The sequence below is a fragment of the Streptomyces sp. NPDC107559 genome (assembly GCF_055657365.1).
Window position 1 is genome coordinate 170,415 of the sequence record NZ_JBVKBD010000010.1, and the last position, 15,612, is coordinate 186,026.

12 protein-coding genes are annotated in these 15,612 nt (G+C 72.3%); 8 read left to right on the plus strand and 4 right to left on the minus strand.

Annotated elements, in window-relative coordinates; translation table 11 throughout:
- Window positions 1-14 precede the first annotated feature (14 nt).
- Genes rhaS through ACZ7OY_RS27805 form a run of 4 tightly spaced genes read right to left on the minus strand, consistent with a single transcriptional unit; the run spans window position 15 to window position 4,696 of the window.
- Window positions 15-1,097: a rhamnose ABC transporter substrate-binding protein gene (gene rhaS / locus ACZ7OY_RS27790; protein WP_471913886.1), complete on the minus strand. Its 1,083-nt coding sequence runs from the start codon at window positions 1,095-1,097 to the stop codon at window positions 15-17.
- 59 nt (window positions 1,098-1,156) lie between these two features.
- Window positions 1,157-2,149, minus strand: a complete 993-nt coding sequence (locus ACZ7OY_RS27795; protein WP_471913887.1) for an ABC transporter permease — start codon at window positions 2,147-2,149, stop codon at window positions 1,157-1,159.
- On the minus strand, window positions 2,142-3,182 hold the full coding sequence (locus ACZ7OY_RS27800) for an ABC transporter permease (protein WP_471913888.1): 1,041 nt from the start codon (window positions 3,180-3,182) through the stop codon (window positions 2,142-2,144). The genes ACZ7OY_RS27795 and ACZ7OY_RS27800 overlap by 8 nt, the downstream gene beginning before the upstream one ends.
- Window positions 3,179-4,696, minus strand: coding sequence for a sugar ABC transporter ATP-binding protein (locus tag ACZ7OY_RS27805; protein WP_471913889.1), 1,518 nt, complete (start codon window positions 4,694-4,696; stop codon window positions 3,179-3,181). Before ACZ7OY_RS27805 ends, ACZ7OY_RS27800 begins: the two co-directional genes overlap by 4 nt.
- Window positions 4,697-4,957: 261 nt before the next feature.
- Here ACZ7OY_RS27805 and rhaI point away from each other — a divergent pair, with 261 nt between their 5' ends.
- From rhaI to ACZ7OY_RS27845, 8 genes are all read left to right on the plus strand, one after another.
- On the plus strand, window positions 4,958-6,118 hold the full coding sequence (gene rhaI, locus ACZ7OY_RS27810) for an L-rhamnose isomerase (RefSeq protein WP_471913890.1): 1,161 nt from the start codon (window positions 4,958-4,960) through the stop codon (window positions 6,116-6,118).
- 525 nt (window positions 6,119-6,643) lie between these two features.
- Complete coding sequence (locus ACZ7OY_RS27815) at window positions 6,644-8,683, plus strand: bifunctional aldolase/short-chain dehydrogenase (RefSeq protein ID WP_471913891.1); 2,040 nt, start codon at window positions 6,644-6,646, stop codon at window positions 8,681-8,683.
- A complete protein-coding gene (locus ACZ7OY_RS27820; protein WP_471913892.1) occupies window positions 8,680-10,158 on the plus strand; it encodes a rhamnulokinase in 1,479 nt (492 codons plus the stop codon). The genes ACZ7OY_RS27815 and ACZ7OY_RS27820 overlap by 4 nt, the downstream gene beginning before the upstream one ends.
- 135 nt (window positions 10,159-10,293) lie before the next feature.
- Entirely contained in the window at window positions 10,294-11,049 is a 756-nt protein-coding gene (locus tag ACZ7OY_RS27825) for a (Fe-S)-binding protein (protein ID WP_471913893.1), read from the plus strand.
- Window positions 11,046-12,524, plus strand: coding sequence for a LutB/LldF family L-lactate oxidation iron-sulfur protein (locus tag ACZ7OY_RS27830; protein WP_471913894.1), 1,479 nt, complete (start codon window positions 11,046-11,048; stop codon window positions 12,522-12,524). Before ACZ7OY_RS27825 ends, ACZ7OY_RS27830 begins: the two co-directional genes overlap by 4 nt.
- Complete coding sequence (locus tag ACZ7OY_RS27835) at window positions 12,521-13,168, plus strand: LutC/YkgG family protein (RefSeq protein WP_471913895.1); 648 nt, start codon at window positions 12,521-12,523, stop codon at window positions 13,166-13,168. Before ACZ7OY_RS27830 ends, ACZ7OY_RS27835 begins: the two co-directional genes overlap by 4 nt.
- Window positions 13,169-13,340: 172 nt before the next feature.
- Window positions 13,341-14,198 carry an AAA family ATPase gene (locus ACZ7OY_RS27840; protein WP_471913896.1) on the plus strand — a complete coding sequence of 286 codons (858 nt, stop codon included), beginning with the start codon at window positions 13,341-13,343 and terminating at the stop codon, window positions 14,196-14,198.
- A gap of 17 nt (window positions 14,199-14,215) precedes the next feature.
- Window positions 14,216-15,580, plus strand: coding sequence for a vWA domain-containing protein (locus ACZ7OY_RS27845; RefSeq protein WP_471914003.1), 1,365 nt, complete (start codon window positions 14,216-14,218; stop codon window positions 15,578-15,580).
- The last annotated feature ends 32 nt before the right edge of the window (window positions 15,581-15,612 follow it).

The window sequence follows — 15,612 nt, forward strand, 5'->3', positions numbered from 1 at the left end:
CACCCCTTGGGGAATCAGAAGTTGAACTGGTCGATGTTCTTGGCGTCGAACACGGTCGGCTTGCCGAGGCTGATCACGCCGTCCTTGCCGATGGTGTACGAGCCCATGGAGCCGGCCGTGAAGGTCTCGCCCTCCTTGCCGGTGATCTGCCCCGAGGCGAGCGCGACCGCGGTACGGGCGGCGAGTTCGCCGAGCTTGGCCGGGTCCCACAGCTCGAAGCCCTCGACGGTGCCGTTCTTGACGTAGGTGCGCATGTCGTTGGGGGTGCCGAGGCCGGTCAGCTTGACCTTGCCCTTGTACTTGGAGCCGGAGAGGTACTGGGCGGCCGCCTTGATGCCGACGGTGGTCGGGGAGATGATCCCCTTCAGGCCGGGGTACTCCTGGAGCAGGCCCTGGGTCTGCTGGAAGGACTGCTGGGCGTCGTCGTTGCCGTAGGCGACCTTGACCAGCTTCATGTCCTTGTACTTGGGGTCCTTCAGCTCCTCCTTCATGTAGTCGATCCAGGTGTTCTGGTTCGTCGCGGTCTGCGCGGCGGACAGGATCGCGATCTCGCCCTTGTAGCCGATCTGTTCGGCCAGCAGCTGCACCTCGGTACGGCCCAGGTCCTCGGCACTGGCCTGGGAGACGAAGGCGTTGCGGCAGTCCGCCTTGGTGTCGGAGTCGTACGTGACGACCTTGATGCCGCCCTTCATGGCCTGCTTGAGCGCGGTGCACAGGGCGCCGGGGTCCTGCGCCGAGACGGCCATCGCGTCGACCTGCTGCTGGGTGAGGGTGTTGACGTAGGAGACCTGGCCGGCGGTGTCGGTGGCGCTGGAGGTGCCGACCTCCTTGTAGCTGGACCCCAGCTCCTTCAGCGCCGCCTCGCCGCCCTTGTCGGACGTGGTGAAGTAGGGGTTGTTGACCGCCTTGGGCAGGAAGCCGACGGTCAGGCCCTTCTTCGTGGCGGCGTTCGGGTCGGCCGTGCCGCCCGCGGCGGCCGAGCCGCTGTCGGCGGCGACGTCGTTCTTGGTGGTGCCACCGCACGCGGTGACGGCCAGGGCGAGGGAGGTGACGGCGGCCAGGGCCGCGCAGGCACGGCGGAGCGACGACTTGCGCATGGGCGTGTTCCTTTACGAGGGTGGGCGGAGCGGGATGCCGGGCTGAGGTGGAGCGGGAGTTACGGCGCCGGGGTCGAGGCGGCCCTGCGGCCCGCCCGTGCCACGGAGATCTGCCGCGCGACCCGGGGGCCGAGCACGGAGACGACGAGCAGGACGCCGGTGACGACGATCTGCGACTGTGCCGAGACGTTCAGCAGGCTCATCACGTTCTGGAGGGCGCCGAGCAGGAAGACGCCCGCGATCGCGCCGCCGAGCGTGCCCTTGCCGCCGTCGAAGTCGATACCACCGAGCAGTACGGCGGCCACGACGGACAGTTCGAGGCCGGTGGCGTTGTCGTAGCGGGCGCTGGCGTAGTGCAGCGCCCAGAAGATGCCGGTGAGGGACGCCATCAGGCCGGTCATCGTGAAGAGGATCAGCTTCTGGCGCCGGACGCGGATGCCGGCGAAACGGGCCGCCTCCTCGCTGGCGCCGATGGCGTAGAGCGAGCGTCCGAACGGGGTGGCGTGCAGCGCCACCACGGCGATCGCGAGCAGGACCAGGAAGGGCAGGAAGGCCTGCGGGAGGAAGCTGTCCCCCAGGCGTCCGGCCGCGAAGTCCAGGTACTGGGTGGGGAAGTCGGTCACCGCGTCGGAGCCGAGCACGATCTGTGCGATGCCGCGGTAGGCGGCGAGGGTGCCGATGGTGACGGCGAGGGAGGGCAGTCCGAGCCGGGTCACCAGCAGGCCGTTGACGAGCCCGCAGACCACGCCGAGCAGCAGGCACAACGGGATGATCGTCTCGATCGTCATGCCCTGGTTCCACAGGGCGCCCATCACGGCCCCCGACAGGCCTGCCGTGGACGCCACCGAGAGGTCGATCTCGCCGGCCACCACGAGCAGGGTCATGGGCAGCGCGACCAGCGCGATCGGCAGGGTGTTGCCGATCAGGAACGACAGGTTGAGGGCGTTGCCGAACCCGTCGACGAAGCCGAAGGAGAACAGCAGGACCACGATGAGCAGGGCGCCGACGACCGTGTCCCAGCGGACGGCGCGCACGAGAGCGGAGTCAGCCATGGCGGGCGTTCCTCTTCTTCAGGGCCTGGGCCACGCGCAGCGCGACGATCCGGTCGACCGCGATGGCGAGGAGGAGCAGGATGCCGTTGATCGCGAGCACCCAGACGGAGCTGACGCCGAGGGCGGGCAGCACGCTGTTGATCGAGGTGAGCAGCAGGGCGCCGAGCGCGGCGCCGTAGACGCTGCCGGAGCCGCCGGTGAAGACCACGCCGCCGACGACGACCGCGCTGACGACGGTGAGTTCGTAGCCGTTGCCGGTACCGGAGTCGACGTTGCCGAACCGGGCCAGGTACAGGGCGACCGCGAGGCCGGCCAGGCCGCCGCAGAAGGTGTACGCGGCCAGGATCCGCTTGCGGACCGGGATGCCGGCGAGCCGGGCGGCCTCGGGGTTGGAGCCGAGCGCGTACATCTCGCGTCCGCTGCCGTAGTGCTTGAGGAAGTAAGCCGTGGCCACCAGCACGGCCAGCGCGATCAGGGCCAGCCAGGGCACCGCGGAGATGCCTCCGGAGCCGAAGTCGACGAATCCGCCGGGCAGGTCGGCCGCGGTGATCTGGCGGGAGCCGACCCAGATGGAGTCGATGCCGCGGATGATGTACAGCGTGCCGAGGGTGACGACGAGCGCGGGCACCTGGCCGAGGCTGACCAGCAGCCCGTTGAGCAGGCCGAAGCCGATGCCGAGCAGGATCGCCAGGGCGACCGCCACGACCGGGTTTCCGCCGCCCTGGAGGTAGATGCCGGTGGCGAAGGCGCTGATGCCGAGGGTCGAGCCGACCGACAGGTCGACGTTGCGGGTGATGACCACCAGGGACTGTCCGGTGGCGACCAGGACCAGGATGGTCGCGTTCAGCAGGAGGTCCTTGATGCCCTGCTCGGACAGGAACTCGCTGTTGCCCGTCTGGGTGACGGCGATCATCACCAGGAAGACGACCAGGATGGCGAGTTCGCGCATCCTGAAGACGCGGTCGACCAGCCGGGTGCCGCCTGACTTGGACACTTCGCCGGCCGGGGCGGGGCTGGGTGCGGTCACCGTCATGCGGCGGCCCTCCCGGTGGCTGCGGCCATCACGGACTCCTCGGTGGCTTCGGAGCGGGGGATCTCGGCCGTGAGCCGGCCTTCGTGCATGACCAGCACGCGGTCGGCCATGCCGAGGATCTCGGGCAGGTCGGAGGAGATCATCAGGACGGCGACGCCGTCGGCGGCCAGCTGCGACAGCAGCCGGTGGACCTCGGCCTTGGTGCCGACGTCGATGCCGCGGGTGGGCTCGTCGACGATGAGCACCCTGGGGCCGGTGGCCAGCCACTTGGCCAGCACGACCTTCTGCTGGTTGCCGCCGGACAGGGTGGCGACGGCGTCGGCGATCCGGGCGTACTTGACCTGGAGTTTCACGGCCCAGTCGAGGGAGCGGCTGCGCTCGGCGGCCCGGTCCACGAGGCCGGCCTTCACGCTGGTGCGCAGTCCGGTCAGGCCGATGTTCCGCTCGATGGACATGTCCATCACCAGGCCCTGGGCGCGCCGGTCCTCGGGGACCAGGGCGATCCCGGCGGACATCGCGGCGGACGGGGAACCGCCCGCGAGCGCGCGTCCGCCGACCTCGACCTCGCCCGCGTCCCGGCGGTCGATGCCGAAGACGGCCCGCGCGACCTCGGTGCGGCCGGCTCCGACCAGTCCGGCGAGTCCGACGATCTCGCCGCGCCGCACCTCGAAGGAGACGTCGGTGAAGACGCCCTCGCGGGTCAGACGGCGTACGTCGAGGACGACCTCGCCCGGTGTCACGTCCTGCTTGGGGTAGAGCTCGTCGAGGTCGCGGCCGACCATGCGCCGGACGAGGTCGTCCTCGGTCATCCCGTCCAGCGGTTCGCTGGAGATCAGGGCGCCGTCGCGCAGGGTGGTCACCCGGTGGCAGATCTGGAAGATCTCCTCCAGCCGGTGGGAGATGAACAGGACGGCGGCGCCCTGGTCGCGCAGGGTGCGTACGACGCCGAAGAGGCGGGCGACCTCGCTGCCGGTGAGGGCGGCGGTCGGCTCGTCCATGACCAGGACCCGCGCGTCGAAGGAGAGCGCCTTGGCGATCTCGACGATCTGCTGGTCGGCGATGGACAGGCCGCGGGCCGGGCGGTCGGGGTCGAGGTCGACGCCCAGGCGCTGCATCAGGGCGGCGGTCGCCGCGCGGGTGGCCTTGTGGTCGATCCGGCCGAGGGCGCGCCGGGGCTGACGGCCCATGAAGATGTTCTCGGCGATCGAGAGGTCGGGAAAGAGCGTGGGCTCCTGGTAGATCACGGCGATACCGGCGTCACGCGCGTCGCCGGGGCCGTGGAAGACGACGGGCGCACCGTCGAGCAGTACCTGGCCGGCGTCCGGTCGGTGCACCCCGGCGAGCGTCTTGATGAGGGTCGACTTGCCCGCGCCGTTCTCGCCGGCGAGGGCGTGGACCTCGCCGGGGAACAGCGTCAGTGAGACGTCCCGCAGGGCACGGACGGCGCCGAAGGACTTGGTGATGTCCTTCAGCGCCAGCACCGGGGCCGGACCCGTGTCGGACGGGTGGGTCATTGGGGGCTCCTCGACGACGCCGGCGGGCTGCCCCTCAGCGTCGTGAAAGGTTTCAACTGGATTGCCGGGACGTTAGACAGATCCGGCATGTGGCGTCAATGGGTCCGTGTCGAAAAAGTTTCGACAGCACAAGGTCTCGTTCTTGTTACGGGGAGGCGTCCCGGTCGCAGGGGTTGACACCCGTTCGGAGGGCTCATAACTTCCCCATCTGAAACGTTTCATTGCACTCGTTCCCCCCAACGACGTCCCAGGAGCCCTGAAGTGACCGATCTCGCCGCGGTGAAGGCCGCCCTCAAGACCCAGGCCGTCGAGACTCCGTCGTGGGCGTACGGCAACTCGGGGACCCGCTTCAAGGTGTTCGCGCAGCCCGGTGTGCCCCGCGATCCCCGGGAGAAGCTGGACGACGCGGCCCAGGTGCACGCCTTCACGGGCATCGCCCCGACCGTCGCGCTGCACATCCCCTGGGACAAGGTCGACGACTACGCCGCCCTGGCCAAGCACGCCGAGGACCGCGGGGTGCGGCTGGGCGCGATCAACTCCAACACGTTCCAGGACGACGACTACAAGCTGGGCAGCATCTGCCATCCGGACGCGGCGGTGCGCCGAAAGGCTGTCGATCACTTGCTGGAGTGTGTCGACATCATGGACGCCACCGGGTCGCGCGACCTGAAGCTGTGGTTCGCCGACGGCACGAACTACCCCGGCCAGGACGACATCCGCGGCCGCCAGGACCGGCTGGCCGAGGGGCTCGCCGAGGTGTACGAGCGGCTGGGCGAGGAGCAGCGGATGCTGCTGGAGTACAAGTTCTTCGAGCCCGCCTTCTACACCACCGACGTCCCGGACTGGGGCACCGCGTACGCCCACTGCCTCAGGCTCGGCCCGAAGGCGCAGGTCGTGGTGGACACCGGCCACCACGCGCCGGGCACCAACATCGAGTTCATCGTGGCCACGCTGCTGCGCGAGGGCAGGCTCGGCGGGTTCGACTTCAACTCGCGCTTCTACGCGGACGACGACCTGATGGTCGGCGCCGCCGACCCCTTCCAGCTGTTCCGGATCATGTACGAGGTCATCCGCGGCGGCGGGTTCGTGCCCGGCGTCGCCTTCATGCTCGACCAGTGCCACAACATCGAGGCGAAGATCCCGGCGATCATCCGCTCGGTGATGAACGTGCAGGAGGCGACCGCGAAGGCGCTGCTGGTCGACCGGGAGGCACTGGCCGCGGCGCAGCGCTCCGGTGACGTGCTGGAGGCGAACGCGGTGCTCATGGACGCGTACAACACGGACGTACGGCCGCTGCTGCGCGAGGTGCGCGAGGAACTCGGGATCGACCCCGACCCGATCGCGGCGTACCGCCGGTCCGGCTGGGCCGAGCGGATCGTCGCGGAGCGGGTGGGCGGGGAGCAGGCGGGGTGGGGTGCGTGAGTCGTCTGCGGGGGCGCGACGGCTGACGGTGGGCGGGGCCGCGGGGCCGGTCCCCGGCCCCTGAGTCCCGGCCCCCCGGTGCCCCCACCCAGGGGCGCGGGGAACCGCGCGCTCAGCCCCCGCCGGCCCGCGGCCAGACGCTCCGCGTGGTGCCCCCGCGCGGGTGCGTCGTGGCCGGTCGCGCAGGTCCCCGCGCCCCTGGGTGGGCCGCCGGAAGGCCTCCCGACCAGGGGCCGTCCCCGGCCCGGAAAGCCCACTCGCCCGGAGGGCCCCGCGCGGGTGCGTCGTGGCCGATCGCGCAGCTCCCCGCACCCCTGGGTGGGCCGCCGGAAGGCCTCCCGACCAGGGGCCGTCCCCGGCCCGGAAAGTTCACCGCGCCCCTCACGGGGCCCGACAGAAGGCTTCCCGACGAGGGAGCCCCCGGCCGGAAGGCCACCCCGTCAGCTCGGAAGAGCCCGTTGCCCGTCACCCGACGTGATCTGAAGAGCCCGTTGCCCGTCACCCGACGTGATCTAAGGAATCCGTATGTCCACTCATCCCGAAGCCGCCGCCCTGCTCGCGCGGTCCCATCGGCTCGGCGCCGATCCCCGCAACACCAACTACGCGGGCGGCAACACCTCCGCGAAGGGCTCCGACACCGACCCGGTCACCGGTGGTGACGTCGAGCTGATGTGGGTCAAGGGCTCGGGCGGCGACCTCGGCACGCTCACCGGGGACGGTCTCGCCGTCCTGCGGCTGGACCGGCTGCGGGCCCTCGCCGGCGTCTACCCGGGCGTCGAGCGCGAGGACGAGATGGTGGCCGCGTTCGACTACTGCCTGCACGGCAAGGGCGGTGCGGCCCCCTCCATCGACACCGCGATGCACGGGCTCGTGGACGCCGCCCACGTGGACCATCTGCACCCCGACTCGGGGATCGCGCTGGCGTGCGCCGCGGACGGCGAGAAGCTGACCGCCGAGTGCTTCGGCGACACGGTGGTGTGGGTGCCCTGGCGGCGGCCCGGCTTCCAGCTCGGCCTGGACATCGCCGCGGTCAAGGCGGCCAACCCGCGGGCGATCGGCTGCGTCCTCGGCGGGCACGGCATCACCGCCTGGGGGGACACGTCCGAGGAGTGCGAGCGCAACTCCCTGCACATCATCCGCACCGCCGAGGCGTTCCTGGCCGAGCGGGGCAGGCCGGAACCGTTCGGCGCGGTGATCGAGGGCTACGGGGCGCTGCCCGGGGCCGAGCGGCGGAAGCGGGCCGCGGCCCTGGCGCCGTACGTCCGCGCCGTCGCCTCGAAGGACCGGCCGCAGGTCGGGCACTTCGACGACTCCGACACCGTGCTCGACTTCCTCGCCCGCGCCGAGCACCCGCGGCTCGCCGCCCTGGGCACCTCCTGCCCCGACCACTTCCTGCGCACCAAGGTCCGGCCGCTGGTCCTGGACCTGCCGCCCGACGTTCCGCTCGACGAGGCGGTCGCCCGGCTGAAGGAACTGCACGCCGGGTACCGCGAGGAGTACGCCGGCTACTACCGGCGGCACGCCGAGCCCGGCTCCCCCGCGATGCGCGGCGCCGACCCGGCGATCGTGCTCGTACCGGGCGTCGGCATGTTCTCCTTCGGCAAGGACAAGCAGACCGCGCGGGTGGCCGGCGAGTTCTACCTCAACGCGATCAACGTGATGCGCGGCGCCGAGGCGGTGTCGGCGTACGCGCCGATCGAGGAGTCGGAGAAGTTCCGCATCGAGTACTGGGCGCTGGAGGAGGCCAAGCTCCAGCGGATGCCGAGGCCCAAGCCGCTCGCCACCCGCGTGGCCCTGGTCACCGGCGCGGGCAGCGGCATCGGCAAGGCCGTCGCGCACCGGCTGGTCGCCGCGGGCGCCTGTGTCGTGGTCGCCGACCTGAACGCGGAGAACGCGGCCGCGGTCGCCGAGGAGCTCGGCGGCCCGGACAAGGCCGTGGCGGTGACCGTGGACGTCACCTCGGAGGAGCAGATCGCGGCCGCGGTCGAGGCGGCCCTGCTGGCCTTCGGCGGGATCGACCTGGTGGTCAACAACGCGGGGATCTCGCTGTCCAAGCCGCTGCTGGAGACCACCGCGAAGGACTGGGACCTCCAGCACGACATCATGGCCCGCGGCTCCTTCCTGGTCTCGCGCGAGACGGCACGGGTGATGATCGCCCAGGAGCTGGGCGGCGACATCGTCTACATCGCTTCCAAGAACGCCGTCTTCGCCGGTCCGAACAACATCGCCTACTCCGCGACCAAGGCCGACCAGGCCCACCAGGTGCGACTGCTCGCGGCCGAGCTGGGCGAGCACGGCATCCGGGTCAACGGCGTCAACCCGGACGGGGTCGTGCGCGGCTCCGGGATCTTCGCGGCCGGCTGGGGTGCCCAGCGGGCGGCCGTGTACGGAGTGGAGGAGGAGAAGCTGGGCGAGTTCTACGCGCAGCGGACCATCCTCAAGCGCGAGGTGCTTCCCGAGCACGTGGCGAACGCCGTGTTCGCGCTCACCGGCGGCGACCTGACCCACACCACCGGACTGCACGTCCCCGTCGACGCGGGTGTGGCGGCCGCGTTCCTGCGATGAGCGCCCCCGGCACGCCGTCCACGGTGCGGTCGTACGCCGCGGTCGACCTCGGCGCGTCCAGCGGGCGCGTCATGGTCGGTCGGGTGGGCCCGGACCTCCTGGAACTGTCCGAGGCGCACCGCTTCCCCAACCGGCCGGTCCGGGTGCCCGAGGGGCTGCGCTGGGACATCCTCGGGCTGTACGCGGGAGTGCTGGAGGGGCTGCGGGCGGCCGGGGTCGGCCACGGCGGCCGGCTGGACTCCGTCGGCATCGACAGCTGGGCGGTGGACTACGGGCTGCTGGACGCGGACGGCGCTCTGCTCGGCAACCCCGTGCACTACCGCGACGCCCGCACCGAGGGGGTCGCGGAGAAGGTCTGGGCGACCGTACCGGCGGCGGAGCTGTACGCGCGCACCGGACTCCAGTACGCCCCCTTCAACACCCTGTACCAGCTCGCGGCGGCCCTGGATTCGGCCCAACTCGCCCACGCCAAGCGCCTGTTGCTCGTCCCTGACCTGCTGGCGTACTGGCTCACCGGCGAGCAGGGCACCGAGCTGACCAACGCCTCGACGACCCAGCTCATCGATCCCCGCACGCGCGAGTGGTCGTACGACGTCGCCGCCCGGCTGGGTGTCGACCTCGGCCTGTTCGCGCCGCTGCGCCGGCCCGGCGACCCGGCGGGTCTGCTGCGGCCCGAGGTGCTGGAGGAGACCGGGCTGAGCGGTCCGGTGCCGGTCACGGCGGTCGGCTCGCACGACACGGCGTCCGCGGTGGCCGCGGTGCCCGCGACGGGCGAGCGGTTCGCGTACATCTGCACCGGCACCTGGTCGCTGGCCGGTCTCGAACTGGACGCGCCCGTGCTGACCGAGGAGAGCCGGGCCGCCAACTTCACCAACGAGCTGGGGCTGGACGGCACGGTCCGCTATCTGCGCAACATCATGGGGCTGTGGCTGCTCCAGGAGTGCGTACGGGCCTGGGGCGACCCGGACCTGGGGGTGCTGCTGCGCGAGGCGGCCGAGGCGGCGCCGCTGCGCTCGGTGGTGGACGCGGGCGACGCGGTCTTCCTGGCGCCCGGCCGGATGCCGGAGCGGATCGCCGAGGCCTGCCGGGCCGCGGGCGAACCGGTACCCCGCACCCGGGCCGAGACCACTCGCTGCATCCTCGACTCGCTCGCCCTCGCCCACCGCCGGGCCGTCGAGGAGGCCCAGCGGCTGGCGGACCATCCGGTCGACGTCGTGCACATCGTCGGCGGCGGCACCCGCAACGCGCTGCTGTGCCAGCTGACCGCCGACGCCTGCGGGCTGCCCGTGGTGGCCGGCCCCGCGGAGGCCGCCGCGCTCGGCAACGTCCTCGTGCAGGGCCGGGCCCACGGGGTGGTCGGCGACCTCGCCGACATGCGGGGGCTGCTGGCCCGTACCCAGCCGCTGACCCGCTGCGAACCGCGCGGCGACACGGCCGTGTGGCGCGCGGCCCAGGCCCGGCTCACCACACGCTGAGCCGGGGTCCGCCCCGCTTCCCCGACTCCCCCGCTTCCCCGACCCGTTGGCGCCTCCCCACTACGCTCGTCGCGTGGAGGGGAAGGCGCCCGGCACTCACCCGATGATCCATGCGATCCATGACTAGGAGCCGCGATGCGTGTCGCACTGTTCCTGACCTGTGTCAACGACACGCTCTATCCCGACACCGGCCGCGCGGTGGTGAAGCTCCTGACCAGACTGGGCGTCGACGTCGACTTCCCGGCGGCGCAGACGTGCTGCGGGCAGGCGCACTACAACACCGGCTACCGGCACGAGGCGGAGCCGCTGGCCCGGCACTTCGCCGATGTCTTCGGTGAGTACGACGCCATCGTGACCCCCTCGGGGTCGTGCGGGGCGATGGTGCGGGAGCTCTATCCGCGGATGGGCGAGCGGGCGCGGGCCGAGGGGCGCGGGGACTCCCTCGCCGCCACGCTGGCGCCGGTGGTGCCGAAGACGTACGAGCTGACGGAGTTCCTGGTCGACGTGCTCGGGGTGACGGACGTGGGGGCCTGCTACCCGCACACCGTGACCTACCACCCGACCTGCCACGGGCTGCGCAGCCTGGGCCTGGGCGACCGCCCCCGGCGGCTGCTGGGCGCCGTGAAGGGGCTGGAACTCGTCGAACTGCCGGGCGCCGAGGAGTGCTGCGGGTTCGGCGGCACCTTCGCCGTGAAGAACGCCGACGTCTCGGCCGCGATGGGCGCGGACAAGGTGCGCAACGCCGAGTCAACCGGCGCCGAGGTGCTGTGCGCGGCCGACAACTCCTGTCTGATGCACATCGGCGGGACCATGACCAGGCTGCGCACCGGCATCCGGCCGGTGCACCTCGCGGAGATCCTGGCGAGCACCGAGGAGGATCCGGCCGTATGAGCGGGACGTTCGTGGGAATGCCGGCCTTCCCCGTGGCCGCGCGCGAGGCCGTCGGCGACGGGACGCTGCGCGCGAATCTGCGGCACGCCACGCACACCATCCGGACCAAGCGGGCGAATGCAGTGGCCGAGGTGTCCGACTGGGCCGGGCTGCGCACGGCGGGCAAGCAGATCAAGGACCACACGCTGCGCCATCTCGACCGCTACCTGGTGCAGTTGGAGGAGGCGGTCACCGCGGCGGGCGGCACCGTCCACTGGGCCGCCGACGCCGAGGAGGCCAACCGGATCGTGGCCGGCCTGGTCAAGGAGACCGGCGAGTCGGAGGTCGTCAAGGTCAAGTCGATGGCCACCCAGGAGATCGGCCTCAACGAGGCGCTGGAGGCCGAGGGCATCCGCGCCTACGAGACCGATCTCGCCGAGCTGATCGTGCAGTTGGGCAAGGACCGGCCCTCGCACATCCTGGTCCCGGCGATCCACCGCAACCGGGGCGAGATCCGGGACATCTTCGCCCGCGAGATGGGCGCGTGGGGAAGGCCCGCCCCCGAAGGGCTGACCGACACCCCCGCCGAGCTCGCCGAGGCGGCCCGGCTGCATCTGCGGGAGAAGTTCCTGCGCGCCAAGGTCGGGATCTCGGGCGCCAACTTCATGGTCGCCGAGACCGGCACGCTCGTGGTCGTCGAGTCGGAGGGCAACGGGCGGATGTGCCTGACCCTGCCCGAGACGCTGATCTCGGTGGTCGGCATCGAGAAGATCGTGCCGACCTGGCGCGACCTGGAGGTCTTCCTCCAGACGCTGCCCCGCTCCTCCACGGCCGAGCGGATGAATCCGTACACCTCGACGTGGACCGGCACCACCGACGGGGACGGGCCGCGCGTCTTCCATCTCGTGCTGCTGGACAACGGCCGCACCGACACCCTCGCCGACGAGGTCGGCCGCCAGGCGCTGCGCTGCATCCGCTGCTCGGCGTGCCTCAACGTCTGCCCGGTGTACGAGCGGGCCGGCGGCCACGCCTACGGCTCGGTCTACCCGGGGCCGATCGGCGCGATCCTCAGCCCCCAGCTCAGGGGCACCGCGAGCGAGATCGACGCCTCGCTGCCGTACGCCTCCTCGCTGTGCGGTGCCTGCTACGAGGTCTGCCCCGTGGCCATCGACATCCCCGAGGTGCTGGTGCACCTGCGCGAACGGGTCGCCGAGGGCGGCGAGGTGACGCGCGGCGGCAACAAGGTCGTGCTGCAGCCCGCGAAGGGCCATGCCGCCGAACGGGCGGCGATGCGGGCGGCCCGCTGGGCGTTCGGCCGGCCGGGCGTCCTGCGCGCCGGGCAGCGCCTGGCCTCCCGCACCCGGCGGCTGCATCCGCGGTCCCTGCCCGGCCCCGGCCGGGCCTGGAGCGCGACCCGGGACCTGCCGCCGGTGCCCGCGGAACCGTTCCGCGACTGGTGGCAGCGCACGAACGGCGGGAAGGACAGCGCGAAGTGAGCAGCAGGGAACGGATCCTGGGCCGGGTACGGCGGGCGCTCGCCGACGTGCCGCGGGACGACACTCCGTACGAGCGGGCGGTGGAACGCGACTATCTGCGCGAGCACGGCGGTCTGAGCGTCGAGGCGACGGTGGACCTGCTGGCGCGGAACCTCGCGGACTACCGGGCGATCGTGCACCGCGTCACCGAGGAGGAACTGCCGGTGCTCGTCATGAGGCTGCTGGCCGAGCGCGGGTCGCGGTACGTGCTGGTGCCGCCGGGGCTGCCGCCGGAGTGGTTGTCCGCGGCCGACCCCACCCGGATCCACGACCGGGCCGTGAGCACGCCCCGGGAGCTGGACGAGGTGGAGAGCGTGGTGACCGGCTGCGCCGTCGCCGTCGCCGAGACCGGCACGATCGTCCTGGACGGCGGTCCTGAGCAGGGCCGCCGCCGGATCACCCTGATCCCGGACCACCACATCTGCGTCGTGCGGGTCCCCGGCCAGGTCGTGTCCTCCGTGCCGCAGGCACTCGGACGCCTCGATCCGGCCCGCCCGCTGACCTGGATCTCCGGCCCCTCCGCGACCAGCGACATCGAACTGGACCGGGTGGAGGGCGTGCACGGCCCGCGCACCCTGGAGGTGGTGCTGGTCAGCGGCGGGTGAGGGGCGAGTGAGCGGCGGGGCCGGACTCCTCGCGGCCCGGCCTTGGCTTCACCGGGGCGCGGATGACAGCATGGGTGAGCAAGCGCTTGGCCAGTCGGAGTCGGCAGTCAAGCGGTACGTGCCTGGACGGACGGCCGGAGCCCGGCTCGCCCACGACCACCGGAGGCCCCCGTTGTTCACGTCCGTCGACGATGTCACCGCCCGTCTGGCAGCGACCGGCTATCTGGCCTCTCCCGCCGTGGCGACCGCCGTCTTCCTCGCCGGCCGCCTCGGCAAGCCCCTGCTGGTGGAGGGCCCCGCGGGCGTCGGCAAGACGGAGCTCGCCAAGGCCGTGGCCCAGGTGGCCGAGGCCCGGCTCGTCCGGCTCCAGTGCTACGAGGGCGTGGACGAGTCACGCGCGCTGTACGAGTGGAACCACGCCAAGCAGCTCCTGCGCATCAGCGCCGGACGCGGCGAGACCTGGGACGAGGCGCGCACGGACATCTTCAGCGAGGAGTTCCTGCTCCCCCGCCCGCTGCTGAGCGCGATCCGCGGTGACGAGCCGACGGTCCTGCTGATCGACGAGACCGACAAGGCCGACATCGAGGTGGAGGGGCTGCTGCTGGAGGTGCTCAGCGACTTCCAGATCACGGTGCCGGAGCTCGGGACCATCACGGCGACCCGCCGCCCGTTCGTCGTGCTCACCTCCAACGCCGGCCGCGAGCTGTCCGAGGCGCTGCGCCGGCGCTGCCTGTTCCTGCACATCGGCTTCCCCGAGGAGGAACTGGAGCGGCGGATCGTACGGCAGAAGGTCCCGGAGCTGGGTGAGGCGCTCACGGCGTCGGTGGTACGGGTGGTCGGCGCGCTGCGCGCGATGGACCTGCGCAAGGTGCCGTCGGTCGCCGAGACCGTCGACTGGGCGCACACCCTGCTCGCGCTCGGTGCCGACACCCTCGACGAGGACGTCGTACGCGCCAGCCTGGGAGTGCTCCTCAAGCACCAGGACGACATCCTCAAGGCGGCCGCCAAGCTCGACCTGGACGCCGTATGACCGCGCCGGCGGACGGCATGACCGGGCCGGCGAACGACGTGGCGGCCCGGCTGACGGGCTTCGTCGCCGCGTTGCGCGACCACGGTCTGCGCATCGGCACCGGCGAGACCGTGGACGCGGCACAGGCGGTGGCCGCCCTGGGCCTGGCCGACCGCGAGCTGCTGCGGGCGGGCCTGGCCGCGACGCTGCTGCACACGGAAGGTCAACGGCGGGTGTTCGACCCGGTCTTCGACCTCTACTTCCCGAGCAGGACCGGAGCGCCGTCCGCCACCGGTGCCGCGGACCGGGAGGAGTTGCGCGAGCGCCTCGCGCGGGCCCTGGCCGCCGACGACTCGGCGCTGCTGGGGCGGCTGGCGGCCGAGGCGGTGGACGGCTTCGGCGGGTACGGGAGTTCGCCCGGCTCGGACGGCTGGTCGTCGTACCAGGCCCTCGACCGGATCAGGCCGCAGACCCTGTTCGCGCGCGTCCGGGACGACGTCCGCGGGCAGAGCGGTGGTTCCGGGTTCGCCGACCGGCTGCTGGACGACGAGATCCGGCGGCGGATCGAGGCCTTCCGGGGGCAGGTGGCGACGGAGGCACGACGCCGGGTGGCGGAGCGGCGCGGCCGCGACGAGATCGCCCGGCGCGCGGTGGCCCCGAGCGCCGACCGGGTCGACTTCCTGTTCGCGGGCCGGGACCGGCTGGCCGAACTGCGCCGGAGCGTGCAGCCGCTCGCCCGCAAGCTGGCCACCCGGCTGGCCGCCCGCCGACGCCGGGCCGCCCGCGGCACCATCGATCTGCGGCGGACGCTGCGCGGCTCGCTGTCCACGGGCGGGGTGCCGATGCGGCCGGTGCTGCGCAGGCGGCGGCCGGTCCGCCCCGAGCTGGTGCTGCTGTGCGATGTGTCGGGCTCGGTGTCCGGATTCTCGGACTTCACGATGCTGCTGGTGCAAGCGCTGCACGAGCAGTTCAGCAAGGTGCGGGTGTTCGCCTTCGTCAACCGGGTCGACGAGGTGACCGGGCTGCTCGTGCGCGGCACGGCCGACCCCGAGGGCCTGAGCTCCCGCATCCGGGCGGAGGCGACGCTGACCGGCTGGCACGGCAGCAGCGACTACGGCGTCGCGCTGGGCGAGTTCGCGGAGCGGTACGAGGGTGCGGTCGGGCCGCGCACGACCGTCTTCGTGCTGGGCGACGGCCGGACGAACATGAGCGACCCGAATCTGCCGGCCGTACGCCGGATCGGCGGGCGCGCCCGCCGCCTGTACTGGCTCAATCCGGAGCCCCGCGCCCAGTGGGGCACCGGCGACTCGGCCGCAGCGGCGTACGCCGAGCTGGTCGAGATGCACGAGTGCCGCAACGTACGGCAGCTGGAGGCGCTGGTGGGGCGGCTGCTGCCGGTGTGACCACCTGGCGCCTGCCCGGGTGCGCTGCACCC

Coding starts and splice junctions, on each gene's coding strand:
- rhaS (WP_471913886.1), bottom strand. CDS start 1,097: ATGCGCAAGTCGTCGCTCCGCCGTGCCTGCGCGGCCCTGGCCGCCGTC.
- ACZ7OY_RS27795 (WP_471913887.1), bottom strand. CDS start 2,149: ATGGCTGACTCCGCTCTCGTGCGCGCCGTCCGCTGGGACACGGTCGTC.
- ACZ7OY_RS27800 (WP_471913888.1), bottom strand. CDS start 3,182: ATGACGGTGACCGCACCCAGCCCCGCCCCGGCCGGCGAAGTGTCCAAG.
- ACZ7OY_RS27805 (WP_471913889.1), bottom strand. CDS start 4,696: ATGACCCACCCGTCCGACACGGGTCCGGCCCCGGTGCTGGCGCTGAAG.
- ACZ7OY_RS27815 (WP_471913891.1), top strand. CDS start 6,644: ATGTCCACTCATCCCGAAGCCGCCGCCCTGCTCGCGCGGTCCCATCGG.
- ACZ7OY_RS27820 (WP_471913892.1), top strand. CDS start 8,680: ATGAGCGCCCCCGGCACGCCGTCCACGGTGCGGTCGTACGCCGCGGTC.
- ACZ7OY_RS27825 (WP_471913893.1), top strand. CDS start 10,294: ATGCGTGTCGCACTGTTCCTGACCTGTGTCAACGACACGCTCTATCCC.
- ACZ7OY_RS27830 (WP_471913894.1), top strand. CDS start 11,046: ATGAGCGGGACGTTCGTGGGAATGCCGGCCTTCCCCGTGGCCGCGCGC.
- ACZ7OY_RS27845 (WP_471914003.1), top strand. CDS start 14,216: ATGACCGGGCCGGCGAACGACGTGGCGGCCCGGCTGACGGGCTTCGTC.